Origin of the sequence: Mucilaginibacter aquaedulcis (assembly GCF_030409325.1) — a bacterium.
In the GTDB taxonomy this organism is placed as follows: Bacteria; Bacteroidota; Bacteroidia; order Sphingobacteriales; family Sphingobacteriaceae; genus Mucilaginibacter; species Mucilaginibacter aquaedulcis.
Map to the genome: position 1 here is coordinate 2,392,017 of NZ_JAUFPR010000002.1, position 20,891 is coordinate 2,412,907.

General features: G+C 39.5%; 19 protein-coding genes. 7 read left to right on the forward strand and 12 right to left on the reverse strand.

The window, feature by feature from the left end; translation table 11 throughout:
- Window positions 1-11: 11 nt before the first annotated feature.
- The 7 genes from tviB to QWZ01_RS14380 form a co-directional block, all read right to left on the reverse strand.
- Complete coding sequence (gene tviB / locus QWZ01_RS14350; RefSeq protein ID WP_290324244.1) at window positions 12-1,301, reverse strand: Vi polysaccharide biosynthesis UDP-N-acetylglucosamine C-6 dehydrogenase TviB; 1,290 nt, start codon at window positions 1,299-1,301, stop codon at window positions 12-14.
- Window positions 1,288-1,833, reverse strand: coding sequence for a UpxY family transcription antiterminator (locus tag QWZ01_RS14355; RefSeq protein ID WP_290324246.1), 546 nt, complete (start codon window positions 1,831-1,833; stop codon window positions 1,288-1,290). The genes tviB and QWZ01_RS14355 overlap by 14 nt, the downstream gene beginning before the upstream one ends.
- Before the next feature lie 249 nt (window positions 1,834-2,082).
- Window positions 2,083-4,395, reverse strand: coding sequence for a GumC family protein (locus QWZ01_RS14360; protein WP_290324247.1), 2,313 nt, complete (start codon window positions 4,393-4,395; stop codon window positions 2,083-2,085).
- A gap of 42 nt (window positions 4,396-4,437) precedes the next feature.
- Complete coding sequence (locus QWZ01_RS14365; RefSeq protein WP_290324249.1) at window positions 4,438-5,202, reverse strand: polysaccharide biosynthesis/export family protein; 765 nt, start codon at window positions 5,200-5,202, stop codon at window positions 4,438-4,440.
- A 461-nt stretch (window positions 5,203-5,663) separates the two neighbouring features.
- Complete coding sequence (locus tag QWZ01_RS14370; protein ID WP_290324252.1) at window positions 5,664-6,716, reverse strand: response regulator; 1,053 nt, start codon at window positions 6,714-6,716, stop codon at window positions 5,664-5,666.
- Window positions 6,717-7,185: 469 nt separating this feature from the next.
- Window positions 7,186-7,914 carry a helix-turn-helix domain-containing protein gene (locus tag QWZ01_RS14375; RefSeq protein ID WP_290324254.1) on the reverse strand — a complete coding sequence of 243 codons (729 nt, stop codon included), beginning with the start codon at window positions 7,912-7,914 and terminating at the stop codon, window positions 7,186-7,188.
- Window positions 7,915-8,055: 141 nt separating this feature from the next.
- The gene (locus QWZ01_RS14380; protein WP_290324255.1) at window positions 8,056-8,826 is read right to left on the reverse strand and encodes a phosphatase PAP2 family protein; all 771 of its coding nucleotides are present in this window, start codon (window positions 8,824-8,826) and stop codon (window positions 8,056-8,058) included.
- Window positions 8,827-8,983: 157 nt separating this feature from the next.
- Here QWZ01_RS14380 and QWZ01_RS14385 point away from each other — a divergent pair, with 157 nt between their 5' ends.
- From QWZ01_RS14385 to QWZ01_RS14400, 4 genes are all read left to right on the forward strand, one after another.
- A complete protein-coding gene (locus QWZ01_RS14385; protein ID WP_290324257.1) occupies window positions 8,984-9,664 on the forward strand; it encodes a response regulator transcription factor in 681 nt (226 codons plus the stop codon).
- A complete protein-coding gene (locus QWZ01_RS14390) occupies window positions 9,661-10,908 on the forward strand; it encodes a sensor histidine kinase (RefSeq protein ID WP_290324258.1) in 1,248 nt (415 codons plus the stop codon). The genes QWZ01_RS14385 and QWZ01_RS14390 overlap by 4 nt, the downstream gene beginning before the upstream one ends.
- Window positions 10,909-11,010: 102 nt before the next feature.
- Window positions 11,011-11,802, forward strand: a complete 792-nt coding sequence (locus tag QWZ01_RS14395; RefSeq protein ID WP_290324259.1) for a CHAD domain-containing protein — start codon at window positions 11,011-11,013, stop codon at window positions 11,800-11,802.
- A 182-nt stretch (window positions 11,803-11,984) separates the two neighbouring features.
- Window positions 11,985-13,766 (forward strand): peptidase associated/transthyretin-like domain-containing protein, encoded by a 1,782-nt coding sequence (locus QWZ01_RS14400; protein WP_290324260.1) that lies wholly within the window; start codon window positions 11,985-11,987, stop codon window positions 13,764-13,766.
- A gap of 176 nt (window positions 13,767-13,942) precedes the next feature.
- Here QWZ01_RS14400 and QWZ01_RS14405 read toward each other — a convergent pair whose 3' ends face one another.
- From QWZ01_RS14405 to QWZ01_RS14420, 4 genes are all read right to left on the reverse strand, one after another.
- The gene (locus tag QWZ01_RS14405) at window positions 13,943-14,926 is read right to left on the reverse strand and encodes a FecR domain-containing protein (RefSeq protein WP_290324262.1); all 984 of its coding nucleotides are present in this window, start codon (window positions 14,924-14,926) and stop codon (window positions 13,943-13,945) included.
- Complete coding sequence (locus QWZ01_RS14410; protein ID WP_290324264.1) at window positions 14,923-15,498, reverse strand: RNA polymerase sigma-70 factor; 576 nt, start codon at window positions 15,496-15,498, stop codon at window positions 14,923-14,925. Before QWZ01_RS14410 ends, QWZ01_RS14405 begins: the two co-directional genes overlap by 4 nt.
- Window positions 15,499-15,590: 92 nt before the next feature.
- The gene (locus tag QWZ01_RS14415; protein ID WP_290324265.1) at window positions 15,591-16,160 is read right to left on the reverse strand and encodes a porin family protein; all 570 of its coding nucleotides are present in this window, start codon (window positions 16,158-16,160) and stop codon (window positions 15,591-15,593) included.
- Window positions 16,161-16,206: 46 nt separating this feature from the next.
- Window positions 16,207-17,271, reverse strand: a complete 1,065-nt coding sequence (locus QWZ01_RS14420) for a hypothetical protein (RefSeq protein ID WP_290324267.1) — start codon at window positions 17,269-17,271, stop codon at window positions 16,207-16,209.
- A 138-nt stretch (window positions 17,272-17,409) separates the two neighbouring features.
- Here QWZ01_RS14420 and QWZ01_RS14425 point away from each other — a divergent pair, with 138 nt between their 5' ends.
- Window positions 17,410-17,781 (forward strand): DUF488 domain-containing protein, encoded by a 372-nt coding sequence (locus QWZ01_RS14425; RefSeq protein ID WP_290324269.1) that lies wholly within the window; start codon window positions 17,410-17,412, stop codon window positions 17,779-17,781.
- Window positions 17,771-18,055, forward strand: coding sequence for a hypothetical protein (locus QWZ01_RS14430; protein ID WP_290324270.1), 285 nt, complete (start codon window positions 17,771-17,773; stop codon window positions 18,053-18,055). The genes QWZ01_RS14425 and QWZ01_RS14430 overlap by 11 nt, the downstream gene beginning before the upstream one ends.
- A gap of 12 nt (window positions 18,056-18,067) precedes the next feature.
- On the opposite strand, the gene QWZ01_RS14435 is transcribed toward QWZ01_RS14430, so the two are convergent.
- A complete protein-coding gene (locus QWZ01_RS14435; protein ID WP_290324271.1) occupies window positions 18,068-19,948 on the reverse strand; it encodes a chloride channel protein in 1,881 nt (626 codons plus the stop codon).
- 246 nt (window positions 19,949-20,194) lie between these two features.
- Here QWZ01_RS14435 and QWZ01_RS14440 point away from each other — a divergent pair, with 246 nt between their 5' ends.
- Window positions 20,195-20,848: a Crp/Fnr family transcriptional regulator gene (locus QWZ01_RS14440; RefSeq protein ID WP_290324273.1), complete on the forward strand. Its 654-nt coding sequence runs from the start codon at window positions 20,195-20,197 to the stop codon at window positions 20,846-20,848.
- Window positions 20,849-20,891: the final 43 nt, after the last annotated feature.

Consider the following 20,891-nt stretch of genomic DNA (forward strand, 5'->3'; position numbering starts at 1 on the left):
GACTAATAAGCTTAAAGGCGGGCGGTTACTAACTCATCTGGCAAAAAGGCCTTTAAATCGTATAAAACAGCATCTGGCTTGCAAAGCGCTTTTAAATCCATCGCTTTAAATTCTTCGTGCGCTACAGCCAATAAAACGCCATCATAGGTACGGGATTTTGATTCGCCATTTTCGCAAATGATACCATAAGCCCGTTTGGCCTGATCGGGGTTGGCCCATGGATCATGAATGTGAACCTTTACCTTATATTCTTCCAGCCGGCGTACAATATCAATTACACGGGTATTACGAACATCAGGGCAATTCTCCTTAAATGTAAAACCAAGTATCAGTACTTCTGCAGTAGTTAAAGATGTACCCTTACAGATCATTTTTTTGATAAACTGATCGGCCACATATGAACCCATGGAATCATTGATACGACGACCCGCAAGTATAATTTCGGGATGATAACCAACCTCTTGCGCTTTCTGAGCCAGGTAATAAGGATCAACCCCTATACAATGGCCACCTACAAGCCCCGGGCGAAAGTTCAAAAAATTCCATTTTGTACCGGCCGCCTCCAAAACCTTGCTGGTATCAATACCTAACCGGTTAAATATCATGGCCAGTTCATTTACAAAGGCAATGTTGATATCGCGCTGCGCATTTTCAATAACCTTTGCGGCTTCTGCAACCTTGATTGAATCGGCCTTGAAGGTACCTGCAGTAATTACAGAACTGTACAACGCGTCGATAATTTCAGCCGCCTTTGGAGTAGATCCTGACGTGATCTTGCGGATATTAGCTACTGTATGCAACTTATCACCAGGATTAATCCTTTCTGGCGAATAACCTGCAAAAAAGTCAACATTGAATTTTAAGCCTGATACCTTTTCAAGTACGGGCATACATTCATCTTCGGTTACACCGGGGTAAACTGTTGATTCATAAATAACAATATCTCCCTTTTTCAATACCTTACCAACCAGTAAACTGGCATTGATGAGGGGGCTCAGATCGGGACGGTTATTTTTATCAACCGGGGTTGGTACCGTTACGATGTAAATAGAGCAAGTCCTTAACTTTTCAACTTCGTCAGTAAAGTACAAGCCCTTTGGTGTTGTACAAACAGGGGTTGTTACTGCTTTGAGCTTCTGTTCGCTGATTTCGAGGGTATGGTCGATGCCTGATCTGAGCTGATCTATACGCTTGGCATTGATATCAAAACCAAATACTTTATACTGCTTTGCAAACTCTACAGCCAATGGAAGACCGACATACCCAAGGCCGATGATTCCAATTTTGTTATTTTGTAGCATTTTTGTTGTTTTGATTTAAGTTGTTTATGGTGATGTGTTGAAATGGAATGCGGGTTACCAGGGCGCAGTGGATGTTGTCGAAAACCATGAGTACATTTTTACCCTGTATTTGAACAACCTGCCCCGGGTGATTGGCGAAAGCTCCCTGGTTTACCAGTACGCGATCGCCTACGGAAATATCCTGCAGGTTTATAATTTCTAAATCTTTGTAAAGGGTTAAGTTCCTTTTCACTTCCTCAATCACTTCATCGCGCACTACTGCCGGTTTTTGCATATAGTACACATATCCCATTACGCCCATACAGTAAAGTACCTGCGCCTCTTCGCGGAGGCTTACCTTAACAAATACATAAGAGTTAAATAAGGGGAAGCTTACTTCCTTTTTGCGGTCGGCCCATTGGTTTTCAACCTGCCTTACCGGGCAATATGATTCAATACCCTGTTGCTTTAGCAAGGCGTCAACTTTCTTTTCCCATCTGGGCCTGGTATAAATTACCAGCCATCTTTTTTCATGTAATTGTTTAATTTCCATAAATGCGGTCATAGCTTGAGATTAGCCAATAGCTTCGCCATATCACTTACATGACGCCATTGCTTAAAAAATAAAAGACTTATTTATTTAGGTTATTGGCCGGGGCCAACAGAGGTAATGCACTGTAATGTTTCAAAAATTTGAGCAGCGAGTATAGCTCCGCCACTCCACTTACATAGCTTATTTTTTTAACAAATAATTAATTTTGATTATATGCCGGCTAAAGGCCGGTTAAGTTTATAAAGCAAATTATTTGCTGCTTTTTTCGGCAGCGTAACCATAACCGCCATAGGCATAAGCCGGACGGTTTTCTTTTTTAGCATCGTTAAATACCACCATCAAATTCTTTAACTTTTCCTGATCATATATATCTCTCAAAATATCCAGCTGTTGCGTATTAGTGTAATTATAACGCACCAGGTAAATACTGAGGTCGGCAAACTGGGCCAAACTAAAGGCATCAGCAACCGAGCCTACCGGCGATGTATCTACAATTAAATAATCATACCTGCTTTTAGCCCAATCAAACAGCTTAAACATGCGGTCGTTCATGAGCAGTTCTGCAGGGTCATGCGGCATTGGACCACAGCCCATTACAAACAGGTTATCAGAATTTTCATACTGTTGAATGCAATCGTATGGCATATCTGTATCGCCCTGCAAATAATCGGTGATTCCCTGCTGTTGTTTTATTCCTAAACTCTGAAGCAGATCGGGCTTGCGAAGGTCAAACTCCATTATCAGTACCTTTTTATCGAGCAATGACAGCGTTAAACCCAGGTTGATGCTGAAAAAGGTTTTACCCTCTCCTTTCATGCATGAGGTAACCAGCATAACCTGATTAGGCAAATCCGGGTTCAATACTCCCAGATTGGTACGTATATACCTGAAGAGTTCGGATATGATGGAGTTGCCGCCCTTTTGTATCACAATCGGGCTTTTAACTTCATTATGGCTTAGCTCGCCCAATACCTTTACCCCTGGTATGTAATTTAAACTTGCGGAATCTTTAACCTTAATATTAAGCAGTTCCTTTACATAAATAAACATAGCAGGAAAGAGCAGACCGATGATACTACCGCATAAATACAGTAAAGGCTGTTTAGGGTATTCCGGATTAGGATCAAAACCGGGTTTATCAACAAGCTGTGATGTTGGTATAGTTGCCGAAAGTGATAAAGCTGTTTCTTCGCGTTTTTGAAGCAAATACTGATACAGCGTGGTTTTTACGCTTTGCTCGCGACTGCGCTGCAGCAAACCTCTTTCAAGCGTTGGCACCGAACGTACCCGTGAATTATACTGTGCTGAGTTTGATTTCAGGTGATTATGTTCGATAATAAAACCTTGTTTAATATTGCTTAAATTTTCTTTAATGTTTACACGAAGACTGGCTATCTGGCTGCTGAGGTTTTGAACCAGCGGATTACTCAAGCTTGCACTTTGCAGCATACGGTTGCGCTCCAATTGCAAATCATTAAAACGGCTTATTAAATTATTCAGCACCGGATCTTTAAGCCCCATGCTACTGGGTACTACGCTGAACTGATTTTTGGAATTGCTTAAATAGCTTTCAATTGATCTTACAATACCCAGCTGAACGTCTGAGGCTTCCAACAACTGGTTATACTCGGCAGATTTGGTAAGGTTAAGTTGTGCACCGGCATTTACATCTGTTGCACCGGTTTGTTGTTTGTAGGCCTCTATCCCACCTTCGGCCGAAGACAGATCCTGCTCCATGGCCTTCAGGCGTTTATCAATAAATAAAATGGTATTAACAGCCATTTTATTCTTTTTCTGTACGTTTTCAACATTATAGGTATCTATAATATTGGTCAGGATATCAACCCCTCTTTCGGGTATAGGATCAATAAGGCTTAATATAATAGTATTGGATTCTTTAACTACGGGGTTTACCTTTAACCTGGAAGCGCTGTAGGATGCCGCCATTTTATAAAGATCTTTAAACTGAATGCCGATCAGCCTTGACTCAGCTGAAAAAGCAGGGCCCTTAATTACCGTAAATACATAATCATTGTGCCTAACCTCCTGGCCATACCGGTATATGAAGCTTGAAGGGCCATCCTCCAGTATAAACTTGTCTGACGATAAGCTTTTTAACTTCAACTCTTTAAAATAGGCCGCTTTTTTCAGTTTATTTACAATTACCTGAAAAGGAAGATCATCTGAATATAGCTCCCGGGTCTTGAAGCTGCTTTCGTCAAAGTAAACCGTTTGCTGGTTAAGTTTCTTGAGTGCGGTGTAGATCAAATCGCGGGAACGAAGGATCTCCATCTCATTATCTACCGTTTTAGGTTCCTGAAACATGTTTAGGTCGCTAAACGCGGTAGCTTTCAAAATGCCGTCGCCTTTTTTATCATCGGGTATAAGCAGGGTGCTGCTTACTTTATACTGAGGTGTTACATAATCAAGATAAAGCCAAACAATGCCCAAACTTACAACCAGCGCTATTAGAAATATATACCAACGCTTTAAATACGGCATAAATTTATCCTGAAAATTATCGGACCGAATAGCAGGTTTGTAAATAAAATTTGCAGCCATGTTATCAGTTTTTATATAGGGCAAATAGTTTCGTCTAAAAATTTATCGTCTTAACAGCACAGCAGCCAAAACCGCAATAGCGGATATAGATGCCACCACAATTGGAATAACCCGTGTATTTGAACTATACTCAACCGCTTTAGCCCGGTCAGGCTCTACATATACAATATCATTTTGTTTAAGATAGAAGTATGGCGAATTCATTGATTCCTTGTCATTGAGGTTAAGCCTCGCCATGGTTTTCTGGCCATCTTCATTACGTATCACCAATACATTTTCCCTTTTACCATAAACTGTCATATCTCCGGCCATTCCCAAGGCTTCGAGCAGGTTTACATTAGTATCATCCATTACAAAGGTGGAGGGTTTATTTACCTCGCCTATAACTGTTATTTTGAAGTTCACAATCTGAATATCAACCTCCGGGTTTTTAACATTCTTTTTTAATGCGGTAGTAATTCCTTCCTCGGCCTTATCAATCGTTAACCCTCCAATTTTAAAGTAACCTATAAGGGGTAAATAAACGCTGCTGTCTTTATTAACCTTTACCTGGTAACCGTTTCTTTTTGACGTTGAACCTGCAATTGGTTTATTAGTAGTGAACAAGTTGTTTGACTCGGGGCTCAAACTATTCATCGTGATATCAACTATATCGTTTTCACGTATATGAACCTCTTGATCTTTCAGGTTAGTTACTTTAGTAGCATTTGCCATATTGCTAAAATAAACCAGGTCTCTTCTTGGAGCACATGCGCTCATTGCCAGGATGAGCAGTATGCAGCTTCGTGTTAATATTTTGTTATTCATTAGTGATAAGGCTAATTGGTTATCATTATCTCATTTGATATTTCAAATCTATTTAATTGACATTCAATATTATATAACTTTTCAGGATTGAAATAAAATTGTAAAACACACCTCTATTTTTTACACAACCTGTAAAATAAGCTTAAATCGTGGTTTACATTTGCTGTAAAAATGTTGTATAATGCTTTGGAGTTTGTGTTGAAATAACGGCTATTGTTATTCAGATTTCAGATAACTCAATTTGCTTTTTTCATTTAAAAAAAGCTTAATAAATACATTAACTATCATGCTATCAAAAACAACAGGCATAGTGTATTTACCCAGGGTTAAAAACCTGTTAAATTAACCTACTATGATATTAATTTAGGGTGATACCACCCTCAATGAATGGTTGATGAAACAAAAAAGCCGGTAACTATTAATGTATAGCTACCGGCCTTTGTATAAAGGGGTGTAAATTATTAGTTCTTTATTTTTTCAAGACCGTTGAGTTCAAGTATCGTAATATGACCGCTCTTTTTATCAATGAGGCCCTCCTCCTTAAAATTTGTCAAGGTACGGCTAACTGTTTCCATGGCCATGCCTGCCATACCTGCCAGTTCTTCCCTTGATATTTTTAGCAACAGCGGATCGCTTGATTGTTTGTTTAACCGCAACAATACCTGAGCAAGGCGTTTCCGAACAGAATTATAGGCAAGCTCCAGCAACTGGTCTTCTTTTTCGCTGATATTATTTGAAAGCATCTTTAAAAACTGCTGGCTTATAGCCGGATACCTGCTTAATAATGACAATATAATATCCCTTGGCAAGAGGCATACTGTTGCATCCTCAATGGCTACCGCGGTTTCTTTAAACGCTTCGTTGAGCAATAGGGCGTTTACTCCTAAATAATTATCTGTTTTATAAAGGCCCGTCATAAACTCACGGCCATCATCTGTAAACTTTACTGTTTTTACGGTGCCTTCAAGAATAAGGTATATACCAGTGGGCTGGTCGCCCTCATAATACAATATTTGTTTTTTCTTAATCTGACGAATTTTGCGACTGGCTATTAAAGCCTTTAGTTCGGCCTTTTCATCTTTTGAGTTGTTGGCCAGGTTATCCAGGTTTTGTAGAGCCTTGGTAAAGGAATCTTTCCTGATGGCATTTTTCTTCAACCGGCTTTCAATAGCGTTTAACAGTTCCTGCTGATCGAAGGGCTTAATTATATAATCATCGGCTCCCATCTCCATGCCTTTTCTAAAATCAAGCCTTTCTGTTTTAGCCGTTAAAAATATGAATGGGATAATTGCCGTTTCCTGGTTGTTGTTCAATGATTGTAAAACATCAAAGCCATCTAATTCAGGCATCATGATATCACACAGTATAAGGTCAGGTTTTAGTTGGGTGGCTAAACTGAGGCCAGTTTTACCATTGTTTGCTTGTATTATACTATAGCCGGCTTTTTTTAAGATCTTAACGGCTACGGTTCTCATAATATCATCATCGTCAATAACAAGTATGCATTCATTCATAGTCAATAAGGGTTAAGGTTCAAATTGTTTTTGACTTACAGGAAACAAATTTTAATTACAAGCTTTATAAAACTTCGCTTCCGTATTCTATACAGAATAACTATTGCTGACCTTGTGTCCGGATAACTATTCATACAAAAATTATTAACTTATAATTTTATAATACAAACACGCACATTATTCAGAAATAACGAATCGGCTTATCTTTGGCAGGGATGAAACAAACTTACATCATTTAAAAATAAAATGCACACTTGTAAAAGCCCAATATTTACCTGTAGAAGGCCAACTTACCGCTCCATAGCTTAGTCATAATCAAGCCTATAGCAATTAAAACAATACAATTTAAGATTTATAAATCAATGTAAACGCATACCCTACGTTTAATTTTATTTGCACAGAAAATAACAGCAATTTACACTTGTTGGTAACCTTTTTCAGGGTATCATCTACCGCACTCAAATACCTTCTAAGCTTTCTTTTTGGTGTTGAGATATTTTTTGTAGCAGGCCGAAAAGTTTGAGGGGTTTGAAAAATTAAGTATTCCGGCAAGTTGCTTTTTACTGAATTTTTTATCCTGTAAATACTTCTCGGCCAGTTCCATCTGGAGCGTTCGGTAATAAGAAAATATGCTGGAGTTGAATTGGGTCTTAAAATCCCGCTTAAGCTTTGATTCAGAAATAAAATGCAGCCTGGATAGCTTAGCTATGCCCGGGAAACCTGTCAATAAACACGTTTTTAATGTGTTTACAATATTATCAAGTATGTTTTCGCTGGTTGATGTGCTATTGTGAGAGTCATTTAACATGTATTGACCCTGAATAATTTCGGGAACGGAAATATCTGATATATATACAAAAAAGCCCTTTACCTCTTTGTCTTCGTAATCGGGACTAAAGGTGGCAATCGCTTTTCTTTTTTCGCCGGATGGGGTTACAATGTCACGCTCAAACCTTTGGATTTTGCCTTCAAAAACGCCAATTACATAAGGTACATATTTTTGAAAAAGACTCCCTAAAAAATCCTCCATCTTGATACCAACCATCACCTCCCGGGTTTTGCCATACCACTCCAGAAAGGCCTGATTCGCATACCTGCAAATCAAATTCCTGTCCCAATACGCAAGCATGGCCAGCGTGTGGTCTGCAACTTCTAGATGATTCCACTCAATACGATTGCTATTAATATCCTCTGACATTAACTTCAAACCATTAAATTAGGTTGTGCTATAAAGATAAAACTTATTACAGGTTAATAAGTGACGACCGTCACTAAAATTAATGACAACCATCACTTATTGACCTGTTATATTAAATCAATCCTTAACCTGCTAACCTATTTAAAGTGTCTTTACAAACGTAAAACCGAACATGGAGTTTTGGTAAGTAGGCATAATTACAGTGCTTGCATCTTTTTTACCGCTGCCAAATGTTTGTTTAAGCAGGGGATATATTAAATAGGCAAACTTTGTTGATAAGATGCCTACACCTGCCCCGGCTACCACATCGCTAAACCAGTGGGCATTGTTGTACACCCTTAATACCCCAGTGGCGGCGGCAACAGAGTATCCCGCAATACCATACCATGGCGAAACATCACCGTATTCCTGTGTTAAAAATTCGGCCGATGCAAAGGCATTACCGGTGTGCCCTGATGGGAAAGAATATTCATCGGCATTACTTGGCCTGGATCTGTGACTTATGCGCTTACCCAAAAATGTAGAACCTGCAAATATCCCTTCTGATAATACATAGAGTATTGTGCGGTCGGCAAAGTTATGTTTACCCTGTATACCCGCTAAATTTAAGGCATACACTGCAACACCAGGAGCGTACTGAAGATAGTTATCAGCATGAGTTTTAAAACCCGGATGATCCTTTTGCATATCATTATAAACATTATAATCAATTTGTCTTATGCCTTTGATATGAAATGAGAGGATACCATAGGTAACAAAAACAGCCGGAGGAATAAAAGCCGTAAGTGGCGGATGACTATAAGATGATTGCTTTTTTATAATTACAGATGAATCTGTTTTCACCGTATCCTGGGCAATGGCACCCAACGGTAGTATTAAAATCGAAAAAAATATAAGCTTATTCCAGAACATTGCGACAACCAATAGCTTGATGAAATAAACAATAATATGATTGAATTCTGAATTTATTCTGTAGGGGAATACCCATTGATTATTTTTTCATAATTTAATTGATTCACAAGGCACAATACAGAATGTATACAAATTCAGTTTGTACATTTAATAAAAAATGAAGATACTGATCATAGAAGATGAGGAGGGCCTGCGCGAAAGTATAGCAGAATACTTTACGGAAGCCGGCAATATTTGCGAAACCGCAGCCAGCTATTCCATGGCCTTAACCAAGGTTGAATTATACCGTTACGATTGTATACTGCTTGATATTACCCTACCGGGTGGGGGCGACGGCATCAGCATTCTTAAAAAACTGAAGGAAAATAATTATACCGATGGTGTGCTCATCATTTCGGCCAAAAACTCACTTGACGATCGACTGCAAGGCCTTGATCTGGGTGCAGACGATTATCTTGTAAAGCCTTTTCACCTGTCTGAGCTCAAAGCCAGGGTATCGGCTATCATCAGGCGAAAAATGTATAACGGCAGTAACCTGCTCCTGTTTAATGAACTTAGTATTGATCTGCAGGCAAAAACGGTGAAGGTGCATGATACTTCTGTTAAATTTACCCGGAAGGAGTTTGACCTGCTTATTTACTTTATAGCCAACAAAGGCAAAGTGGTTTCTAAAAACGCCATTGCCGAGCATTTATGGGGCGATGGTATTGACATTGCCGATAACTTTGATTTCATTTATTCACATATAAAAAACATACGCAAAAAATTAGTGGAGGCAGGTGGTAATGATTACATAGAGGCCGCTTATGGCATGGGCTATAAATTTACCGGTAAATGAAACTGCTGGCCTTATACAACCGTGTAAATATCATCACTACCATTATTGTAATGATCATAACGGGCATTCTTTATTATATGGCCATCAGTTGGATATTGAATGGCCAAAATGATAAAGCCCTGCGTGTTGAAGAAGATGAGGTTTTTGATTATGTAAAGCTTAACCACCAACTACCGCAGGTATTTGACTCCAAAGATCAGCAGATAAGTTTTACCGAAGTAGCGCCAAACTCCGTAACCCGCAAATTTATAAACACCAAATATCATAACGGCAAAAGCGGCTATGAGGCCGGTCGGGGACTTATCAGTTCAGTTACGGTTAACGGTAAGTATTATAAAATATTAATTGTTGAATCAAAAGTAGAGACTGAAGATTTGATACAGATCATCTTCAGCATAACGGTGGGTGTTGTTTTATTTTTGCTTTTGATATTACAGATTGCCAACAGGCTAATTTTAAACCGTTTATGGCAGCCCTTCTATTCCATTTTAAAGGAATTGAAGCTATTTAACATAACTGACAATTTGGAAATTACACAAACAGCTACCAAAATTGAAGAATTTAATGAGCTTAACAAAGTTGCCATAACCATGGCAGCCAAGGCAAAGCACGACTATAAGGATTTAAAGGCATTCACTGAAAACGCTTCACATGAACTGCTAACCCCTATAGCCGTGATCAATTCTAAATTAGATACGCTCATACAGACTGAAAATTTTAGCGAAAAACAAAGCAAACTCCTTACCGATTTATACAGCGCAGTATCCAGGTTAAGCAGACTTAATCAATCCTTATTACTCTTGGTTAAAATTGAAAACAGATTACTTCCGGAAGAGCAGAATGTTAATTTGCACGAGCTAATAACAGAGCTATTGCAGCAGCTGGAAGATATTTTTCAGGATAAGCGACTAACAATTACAAGTATTCTTGAGGATAAACAAATTGTTGCTAACCGTTACTTAATTGAAATCTTATTGAGTAACCTCATCATCAACGCCGTAAGGCATAACTATGAGGGTGGTGATATCATTATCAATTTAACCCAAAGTTCCCTCACCATTAAAAATACAGGCAATATCACTCCCCTACCCGGAACAAAGATCTTTACACGCTTCCATAAATCATCAGGCTCCGATGGCAGCGGTCTCGGCCTTACCATCAGTAAACAAATCTGCGAAAACTTTAATTTTGCACTTAGCTATCAATTTCTGTCTCCACACCACACCTTTGTGATCACCTTTTAATTAGTTGCGTACACTACCTGCTATTCCAAATGTTTTTTTGAAAATATAGCATACTGAAAACGTATATTTATATACCATTTAAAACCACACAGTTATCAGGGTATGACAAAAAAAGAAGAAATAAAATATTTTGAAAAAGAGTGGAAAGAAATGAAAGCCAGCTTAAAAGCTTATTTACAAAATGAACAACAGGCAGATCTTCACCATTTCAGGGTACAGGTTAAAAAAATAAGTGCTTTTTTAATATTGTCTGAAAGTACCGACCGTCATCCCGTATTGATAAAGCATTTTAAACCTGTAAAAAGAATATTTAAACAGGCCGGTTACATACGTAATGCACATATCAACCTTGAATTAGGCAAAACCTATAAAATTGACAACGAGAGTTACATCAACCAGCAACAGGATCTGCAATCACAAACCCATGCCCAGTTTAAGGCCAACGGACATAAAAACCTTAAAAAAGTTGATAGTGTGTACAAAGTACTGAAAGAAAAAATAAAAGCTATTAACGATGTACACATCAGTCTGTTTTATCAGAACCAACTTCAACAAATTGCAAATTCATTAACAACGGTTCAATTTAATGAAGCACTGCACACCAACCGTAAACAGCTTAAAATTTTAATATATAATTATAAATTAACCCATCCTGTTGTGGCTATCGGCTTTAATGAACACTACCTTGATCAGGTACAAACGGCTATAGGCCACTGGCATGATCATGTACAGGCAATTGATCTGTTTTCAGGAAACACGGTAAATGATAAAACAGCGGCGAACGCTTTAAAAAAGCAAAATACAAAGTACAAAACCCGTATAACTCATTTAACAAAAGATCTATATAATCAGGCTACCACAACTGTCGATCTACCTGTTCAGCAGGTAAGTTAACAGCTACTCAATTATCAGTTCGCTTCATTAAAAAATATTTTTTTGTCACTATTTGGCAAAACTTTTATCTAACTAAAAGTATCAAATAGAGTAAGGGTAAAACCAGGTTTGCGTGTCATGATCAGGCACAGTATCGCCTAATCACCTAATTTTGGTTTTAAGCCGGTTCAAATTATAACTTGATGACAGTAAACCGAAAGTTAATAACAAGCATTTTATCGCTTTTTTTACCCATGTTCTTTTGCGCCAATCTGCATGCCCAAAACAATTTAATGAAGGAAATAAGCATTGGCGACATTAAGCAGCAACGCATGGCCAGTGTGCTCGATAAAATTGCCAGCAAGGGTAATTTCTATTTCGCCTATAATAATAAAACCATTCCGGCTGATAGTATTGTATCTGTTTCGGGTTATCACGGAACACTATTTAGCTTGCTCGACAAATTGCTTGGGAATAGTTATGAATTTAAAGAAGTGCCCGGCTATGTTGTACTCAGGCATGCTCCAGGCAAACTACGTATAACCGCCGAGGTTGACAAATATCCCGGAAAGCAAAATATAGTAAAAGGATACGTAAATGATATTGCCACCGAAAAGCAAATTGCAAAGGCCAGTGTTTATGAAAAAAATCAACTGATATCAACACTTACCGACGACAAGGGATATTTTGAACTTAAGCTTAAAAACTGGAACGGATCGCTTTTACTGACAGTTAGTAAAGAGAATTATCGTGATACCTCACTTTATGTACTACCTGTTGTCAATGTCGACTCCAAAAACACCAATAAAAACTATCAGTACTATCCCGACGAGGGGTCAGAAACCGGGATAGAGCATAGTAGGGTTGCCCGTTTTTTTATCAGTTCCAAACAACTGGTACAGGGCCTCAACCTGGGTAACTTTTTTGCATCGGCTCCTTATCAAATTTCCCTCACCCCGGGCCTAAGCTCGCATGGTATGTATAACAGCCAGGTTATTGATCATTTTTCGTTCAATCTTTTAGGTGGATATACTGCAGGTATAAAAGGCTTTGAAGCCGCGGGCTTATTCAACATTAATCGTAAGGATGTAAGCTTTTTTCAAGTAGCTGGATTGTTCAATGTGGTAGGCGGGAGTTTAAATGGATTTGAGGCTGCCAGTGTTTACAATAATGTTTTACATGATGCCAAGGGCATACAGCTGGCGGGCATTGCCAATAAAACACACAATTTTACAGGAGGTATGCAGGTGGCCGGCGCGGCCAATATGGATCAGCAGGCAAAAGGGTTCCTGATAGCGGGTTTGTTTAACCGTGTAAAAACTTTTAATGGTGGTGTGCAGGTTGCTGGTTTATTCAACTCAACTCAGCAATCAAAAGGCTTACAGCTTTCGGGCCTGTTCAATTTATCGGCTAATGATGCCGGTTCGCAATTTACATCTCTTTTTAATGTTGCAAAAAAGGTAAAAGGCTTTCAGTTTGCAGCACTGGTAAACGTAGCCGATAGCAGCGACTACCCTATTGGACTCATTAATTTCGTCAAAAACGGCGAAAAAAGCCTGGCCATCAGTACCGACGAAAACTTAATGATACATCTTGACTTCCGTTCGGGAGGCAGGGTACTTTACGGATTAGTTGGTGCAGTGTATAAATTTGATGATGCCCAGGCAAAATACGCCCTGGATATCGGTTTCGGCGCGCATATTATCAATCATAATAAATTTTACTTAAACGGCGAATATGTTGCTCAGCTAACTACCAATTTTCATGATAAATTTTATCAAATCAGTTCATTCAAAATATTGCCTGGATATAAGTTGAACAAATTAGTGAGGTTCTTTGCAGGCCCTTCCTTCAATATCACATCTGCCGATGTGAGCGATAATGTAAAAATACACGGCTGGCAACTCAGCAAAAGCATCAGCAACGATAATAAGCTATCAGCTGTGAATGTTGGTATAACCGGCGGGTTGCAGCTTGTGTGGTAACGGATGAGAAAATAAAATTGTCATTTCGACGAGGAACGAGGAGAAATCTTGTATAACATAAAAATGAGTTTGCAGGTTTTATAAGATTTCTCTTTCGCACTAACGCAGTACCCTCCCCATGCTCCATCGAAATGACAATAGTACCCGATATTTTAAGATCTTTTTAACCAATAGTTTTACTTAATAACAATCCCCTGCCCCGTTTGCTCAATACGCATTTCGGGAGTGGTTGATTTGATCAGCTCCATTATATTCTCAAGCGAGTCTTGCAGCCTGATGGTAACGGTGATAGAAGTATTACGCAGGGCATTGTTATCAATTTTAATATCGGCATTGTAAGCCTCGTTCAATATTTCTACCAGGCGCCATAGCGGCACATCATTGGCCTTAAATACATTATTCCTGTAATAGCCATATAGCATATCAGTACTTTTTTCAACTTTAAACTGCTGATCGCCATGCTTTATATTTACCATTTCGCTGGCATTCAACCGTACCGAATTGCTGCTCTTGCTTACCTGCACAATGCCACTTTCTACAATAACCTGGGTGCTTTGCTCTTTACTTTTAATATTAAAAGCAGTGCCAATATCCTTTACTGTAATATCATTAACATTTACAGTAAACGGAACATACTGGTTATGCTTAACTTCAAAAAAAGCCTCTCCTGTAAGTTTAACAACCCGCTGCGATTTAAAATTACCCACATAACTTATCGCCGAATGTTTGTTAAGGTGGACTATCGAGCCATCAGGCAGCGTATCAACTCTTATGTTGTTTATAGTACTAAAACTGATCAATTGTGATGACATTCCGCTACGCTGATACAGGTAGTAACTTATCCAGCCTGCACCTACCAAAAGTACTACCGCCGCGGCTACCCGCAACCAGTTTGTATGGCTGTTGATGGATCTGATCTGGGTGGGTTTGCGCTTATGCTCTGCCCGTTTCGCTTTAAACTTATCCCAGGCCTCCGCTTCACTAAGCGGACTTACCTGTGCCAGGCGCTTGCTGGTTTCCAGGATAGTTTTTACATCCTCAAACTTTTTTGCATTAGCATTACTGGCAGCTATCCAGGTTTCAACATCACGCCTTTCGCTCTCGCTTGCCTCACCAAGAATATATTTGATCAATATGTCTTCGCTCATATGCTGTTTCATGACTTAAACATATTAAATAACATCAATGCTATGAACGGTAAAAACTCCTTCATCTCTTTCCTTAATATACGTAAAGCTTTGCCCATATGCGTTTCAACTGTTTTTATAGATATATCTAACTGGGTTGCTATTTCCTGATATTTCAACTCCTCAAACCGGCTTAAATGAAATATAGCCCGGCATTTTTCGGGTAACTTGGCCAGGGCCTGCTGCAAGTGCCGCTCCAGTTCGCCCATTTTTAATTTCCCCGCAGCATCGTCTGTATGATCTTTCATGGAGTACGCGGTTGTGGATTGATATTTTAATTGAACTTTTTGTCGCCTGATGTAATTAAGACTATCATGGTACACCGATTTATATAGGTATGATTTGATAGAGGTTTGAATATGCCCCCATTCATTCTTTTCCCAAATTTTAAGAAATAATGATTGCACAATTTCTTCGGCCACATCCCAGTCTTTGAGTAATGAATAAGCGTAGGCATGGAGCTCCCTGAAATGTTTTTTGAACAGCTGCTCAAAAACGGCCTCGTTTTCATTGGGCCAGTCAACCGTCATCTCTTTTTTATCCATTATAGGCTTTTAGGTTCGTAAATAGATGTATGCCAAATGATTTGAAAGCGGATAGCTATCACGGCAGCTATCCGCTCCATCAAACTTAATTATTATTGAAATTTAAAGCCAACTCCCAGGCTAAAGATATTGGCTTTCTGGCCAAGTTCTTTATTAACCTTACTCAATCCCAAACTGTAGCGGGCATCAAAGGTTAAATTGCCTATGTCTACCCCCGCGTTTACAACACCTCCCGCGCTTATATCTTTATATTTGAAACCGGCGGGTGCTACTGGCTTTTTAAGGTTATAATACAGATCAGGACCAGCTGATATCCTGAAATTCAAGTCTTCTGTATTTACCAGTTTATAACCAACCATTAAAGGCACATTCAATTGTCTGAATTTGGCATCATAATCGTTTCCGCTGAAGCGATATTTATCACTGAAGGTCACATAATTCAGCTCTGGTTGAAAGTATAGGGTTTTACCTGCCCTGGCAAATATACCCGCGTTGAGTCCAATTTTTCCGTCCTTATCGCTCACGGCGTTTAATCCGGTTTTCAGCGTTGAAAAATTAACTCCGGCCTTAATACCAAATTCAAGATCAGACGATTGTGCCTTTGCCTGGCTTAAGCCAAGGGTTAATAATATGGCCGTTACCAATAATTTGATTGTTTTCATTTTTTGATTTTTGTTTACTACTGATTTCATATGATTATTAATGATGTTAAAAAATAACCTGCAGGCCTGCGGTGTACCCCACATAAAAACCATACAGGTCGCGGCCATTGTTGCGCGTCCAGCTGGAGATGTATTTTGTGGTTAGCTTGCGGCCTTCTTCCGTATTGGTATTTACATAATTGATAGATGGCCCTCCAAAAATTTCCAGCGAGCGGGTAATTTTAAATGCTGGTAATAACCTGAAGGTCGATTTGAAATAGCTGCCGCCTTTAAAGCTTTCCAGGCTGCCGCTAACCAGTTCTGTATTGAGGCGAAACGACTCTATGTTGAGCAAATGGGCCCCTAAACCGGCCTCATAGGCATACTTATCGCGCTTGTTATTAAAATTATAACCTACGCCGAGGATGCCATACATTACCTTGCCTCCGGAGCGGAAGGTTAATAATGTTGTTTGATTTTCATCAATAGTAACGCCAATGCTTTCCTCACCATTTTTTGCCAGATTAATGATGCCTATCTGTGTGCCTGCACTATCAGCAACATTTATAAAAGATAGTTGGGTACCCTTAACCTTTTTGGCTACGTTCATGAAACCGGCTATCTGCACACCTTTCACGTTGCGGGCAAAATTGGAGAAACCGGCTATCTGCAATGAGGAAACATCGCCGCCTTTGTTCAGGAAACCGGCTATCTGGGCACCGCTACTGCTGCGCGCTATATTGGCAAACCCTGCAACAGATACGCCTTTGCCACTACCATAAGTATTCAAGAAGCCGGCTACCATAGTACCATCAGCATTTTTACCAACATGGTTTGAAAAACCGGCAACCTGCAACCCACGGACATCGTTATGAATAATATTGCTAAAACCGGCAATTGTGATACCCCGTTCTGCAGCCGATACTCCTGCAATCAGGTTTAACGAAAAGCTATTGGTATCGCGTGGAGCGCTTGTCCAATTGCTGCTTAATGGATAAACTAAACCAATGTTTGTTTTGGCATGATCACTGCTTTGAGCGTAAATATTGGTGCCATTGAATAGAATTAAAAAAAGTGTCCAGATCTTTAAAATGATGGATAAGATGCTGTTTTTGTAAGGATCAAAATTCATAATTGTATTATTTACTGTGTATTTACAGCAATGACACACTATTTAAACTTTACCCTGACTCTGTTTTTGAAAAAATTAGAATTGACTGTAGTATCTTTGAATATATAGCTTCAGTACAACCCTCATATACTTCAAAAAATGGGAAACTTTACGATCAAACGAATATATGAACCCGCTGAAAAAACGGATGGGACACGGATTTTGGTCGACCGCCTGTGGCCACGCGGTATTAGTAAGGAACGCGCTCATATTGATCAATGGCTGAAAGAGGTAGCACCATCGCCCCAATTGAGAAAACAATTTCACCAAAACCCACAAAACTGGCCATGGTTTGAACACGAATACATAGCTGAACTTAAACAACAGGAAGCCGTTAAAGAACTGGCCCATTTAATACAAAACCAGGAAGCGGTAACACTACTCTACGCCTCGCACGACGAAAAGCAGAACCATGCACTGGTTTTACAACAGTTTTTGAATACACTATTAAAAAGCGATCATGCTGTTTAAGCGCTATATCCTATTTACACTGCTATACGGCGATGAAACCTACCAAATAAAAACCTTTGCAGGCGAATACGATGATCTGCGCGAGCTGATCAACAAACAAATACAACCGCCAAACTTTGGCCGCTGCGATGGTATGGGGCGTTGCGCAACCTGTATGGTAGCCATACAGCCTGTAAACCCGGCAAATAAACCCGATTTAAATTTATCGTGCCAGCTCCCCATTAATGATGAGCTGGCCAATAAGGTATTTAGCATTTTACCATACACGCCATAGTTGAGTTAATAATTATTCGGCGGTGGTATCAACATTCACTGTTTTGCGTTTAACCAACATTTTCATCCGCTGACGTTTTAAGGAGATATTTACGTACGGTTGCTGGGTTTTATCGGCATCTATTTTAAAAGCCGATATAATATCGCGGTAAGATAATATACCGATCACTTTACGGTCTTTTGCAGATAATACGGGCAATACCTCAACATCTGCTTTTGACATAGATTCCATAGCATACCTTAAAGTATCTTTATCATTTACGGCAGCACCTTTCTCCTTTTTAAGTATGTTTTTTAATGATAATTCCGGATCAACTGCGCTGCTGTATAAATCGGTAAGTTTTAAGGTACCGCTAAATTCATCATCGTTGTTGATGATGATGAGATAATTGTCTGTTACCTTATGGGTGCTTACCCAGCTCCGCACATCGGCTATGGTATTGTTTATATTGATCACCGTTGCCTCTTCGCTCATTACCTGCGCTACGATCATCTTTTGTAAAAGGTCAGGTTCAAAAGAGTCAGGAGTAAAAATACCGCGACGTGCGATCTTCTCGGTCATGATGGTATTCTCCATCAGGAAAAATGAAACCATGTAAGCCGCGGTACAAGCACCCAGTAAGGGTAGTAATGCATGCGACTGCATGGTGGCTTCCAGTGCAAAAGTGATACTGGTTAAATATGCCCTTGAAGCCCCCGCAAACATGGCCGACATGCCGATCAAAGCGGCCATAGGTATGGTAACTCCCGAATTAGGGAAGAAAGATAATATTACGGTTCCGATAAGTGCACCTGCTGCCCCACCCATGGTTAATAAAGGGGCTAAAGTTCCGCCGGAAGTACCGCTGCCCAAAGCAATAGCCCATGACAAAAACTTCAGGAATAACAGATTACAAATGATGATAAGCGGCCATTTTCCCGATAATAAACCGGTAATGTTATCATACCCTACACCCAAAGTATGCGGAGCAAAATAGCCAATGAGGCCTACTGCCAGGCCGCCGATCGCCGGCCACCACATCCAGTGGATAGGGATCTTTTCAAAATTATCTTCAATGGTATAAACTATTTTGGTTATCCCTATAGATAAAAACCCAATGATGATACCCATAAAGCTATAAATACCCAAAGCAAGATTTGATGGTGTAACCAGATCAGGCATGGCAAATACCGGGGCAGACTCAAACAACAAATGATGCCCGGCAGCACCCGTAATGCAAGCTAAGGCAACCGGCAAAATGGCTTTTGGCGAAAACTCAAACAATAGCAATTCAATAGCCAAAAACACTGCCGCTATAGGCGTACCAAAAATTGCCGACATACCTGCGGTGGCCCCGGCGGCTAAAATAATTTTACGCTCATTGGCTGTTATTTTAAACAACTGCCCCAGGGTTGATCCAAGCGCTCCGCCTGTAGCAATGATAGGCCCTTCGGCACCAAAAGGACCGCCTGTACCTATAGCAATGGCCGATGAAACCGGTTTTAAAAAAGTGATGGATGGTTTGATATTGCTTTCGTTAACCAATATCTGCTCCATTGCTTCGGGTATACCATGCCCCCTGATAGCCTTAGAGCCATAATAAGCCATGATGCCTACCAATATGCCGCCAATAGCAGGGATGATGATAACCCATGCACCTAAATGGTTATTGGCCGGTGAATGAAAACCCAGATCAAACATGCCGTAAAAGGAAATATTGGTAACCAGGTTAATAAGGTATACCAAAACCCTGGCTATTAGGCTTATGGCTATGGCAACTGTAACCGAAAGGCACGAGATCATGATCAGTCGCTCTTTTAAAAAATGGCTTTTTTTGGATTTGGCTGCCTGTGCTTCCATATTACTTAATGCAGGCGAAATAGGTATGCCGATTTTATTTACTGTTGCTTTCATTTTTGATTTGCCGGCTTTTTATTGTTCATACCAGCTTTTTAATGGTACAAAATTAAGACTTATTTCAATTTATATTGCACAAACAATATAAATAAAGATTAATTTTACAATTTGAAGCTAAAATACATTACACTGGCAATAATGAAACTCATTTTAGATGGATCAGCGTTTTAATAATAATTATTGCACATCCGAAGGCAAACAATATTTATGAGTAAAAACACATGCGATTTAAATACCTGCTTTATGTGCAGGAACAGCCTGAAAGACTGGCTGCCTGCCATTGGAGCCAACCGTGAAAACTTTGTTTTAAAAAAAGGGCAGCAGTTATTTAAGGAAGGTGATGATGTAACCGGAATATATTTTGTATACCAGGGCATTGTTAAGGTTCATAAACAATGGGATAATGAAAAAGACCTGATACTACGGTTTGCTAAAGCTGGTGATATTGTTGGCCATTTAGGCTTGGGCGATACTTCAACCTACCCCATATCTGCCACTGCTGTTGAACCCGCTATAGTTTGTTATGTGAAGATGGATTTTTTTGAATCGACATTGAATGTAAACCACCAGCTCACTTATAAGCTCCTGAAGTTTTTTGCCAATGAATTACAGGAGTCGGAAAAAAGGATGCGAAACCTGGCCCACATGCCTGTGAAAGAACGTATAGCACAAGCCCTGCTATCGCTTCGTAAACAGTTTGGTTTAAATGCAGACGGCTATATCGACATTGAATTAACCCGTCAGGATATATCCTCATACGCCAGTGTAGTATATGAAACCTTTTTTAAGGTAACCCAGGAATTTATTCAAAACAACCTGATAGAACTTAATGGCAAAAGCCTTAAACTATTGAATGAAGATGCCTTAAAGGAAATAACCCTGGGCAGAAAGAAATAGTAAGCAGCTTACTTTTAATCTTTCTGTATTAGCACTTTCAAAA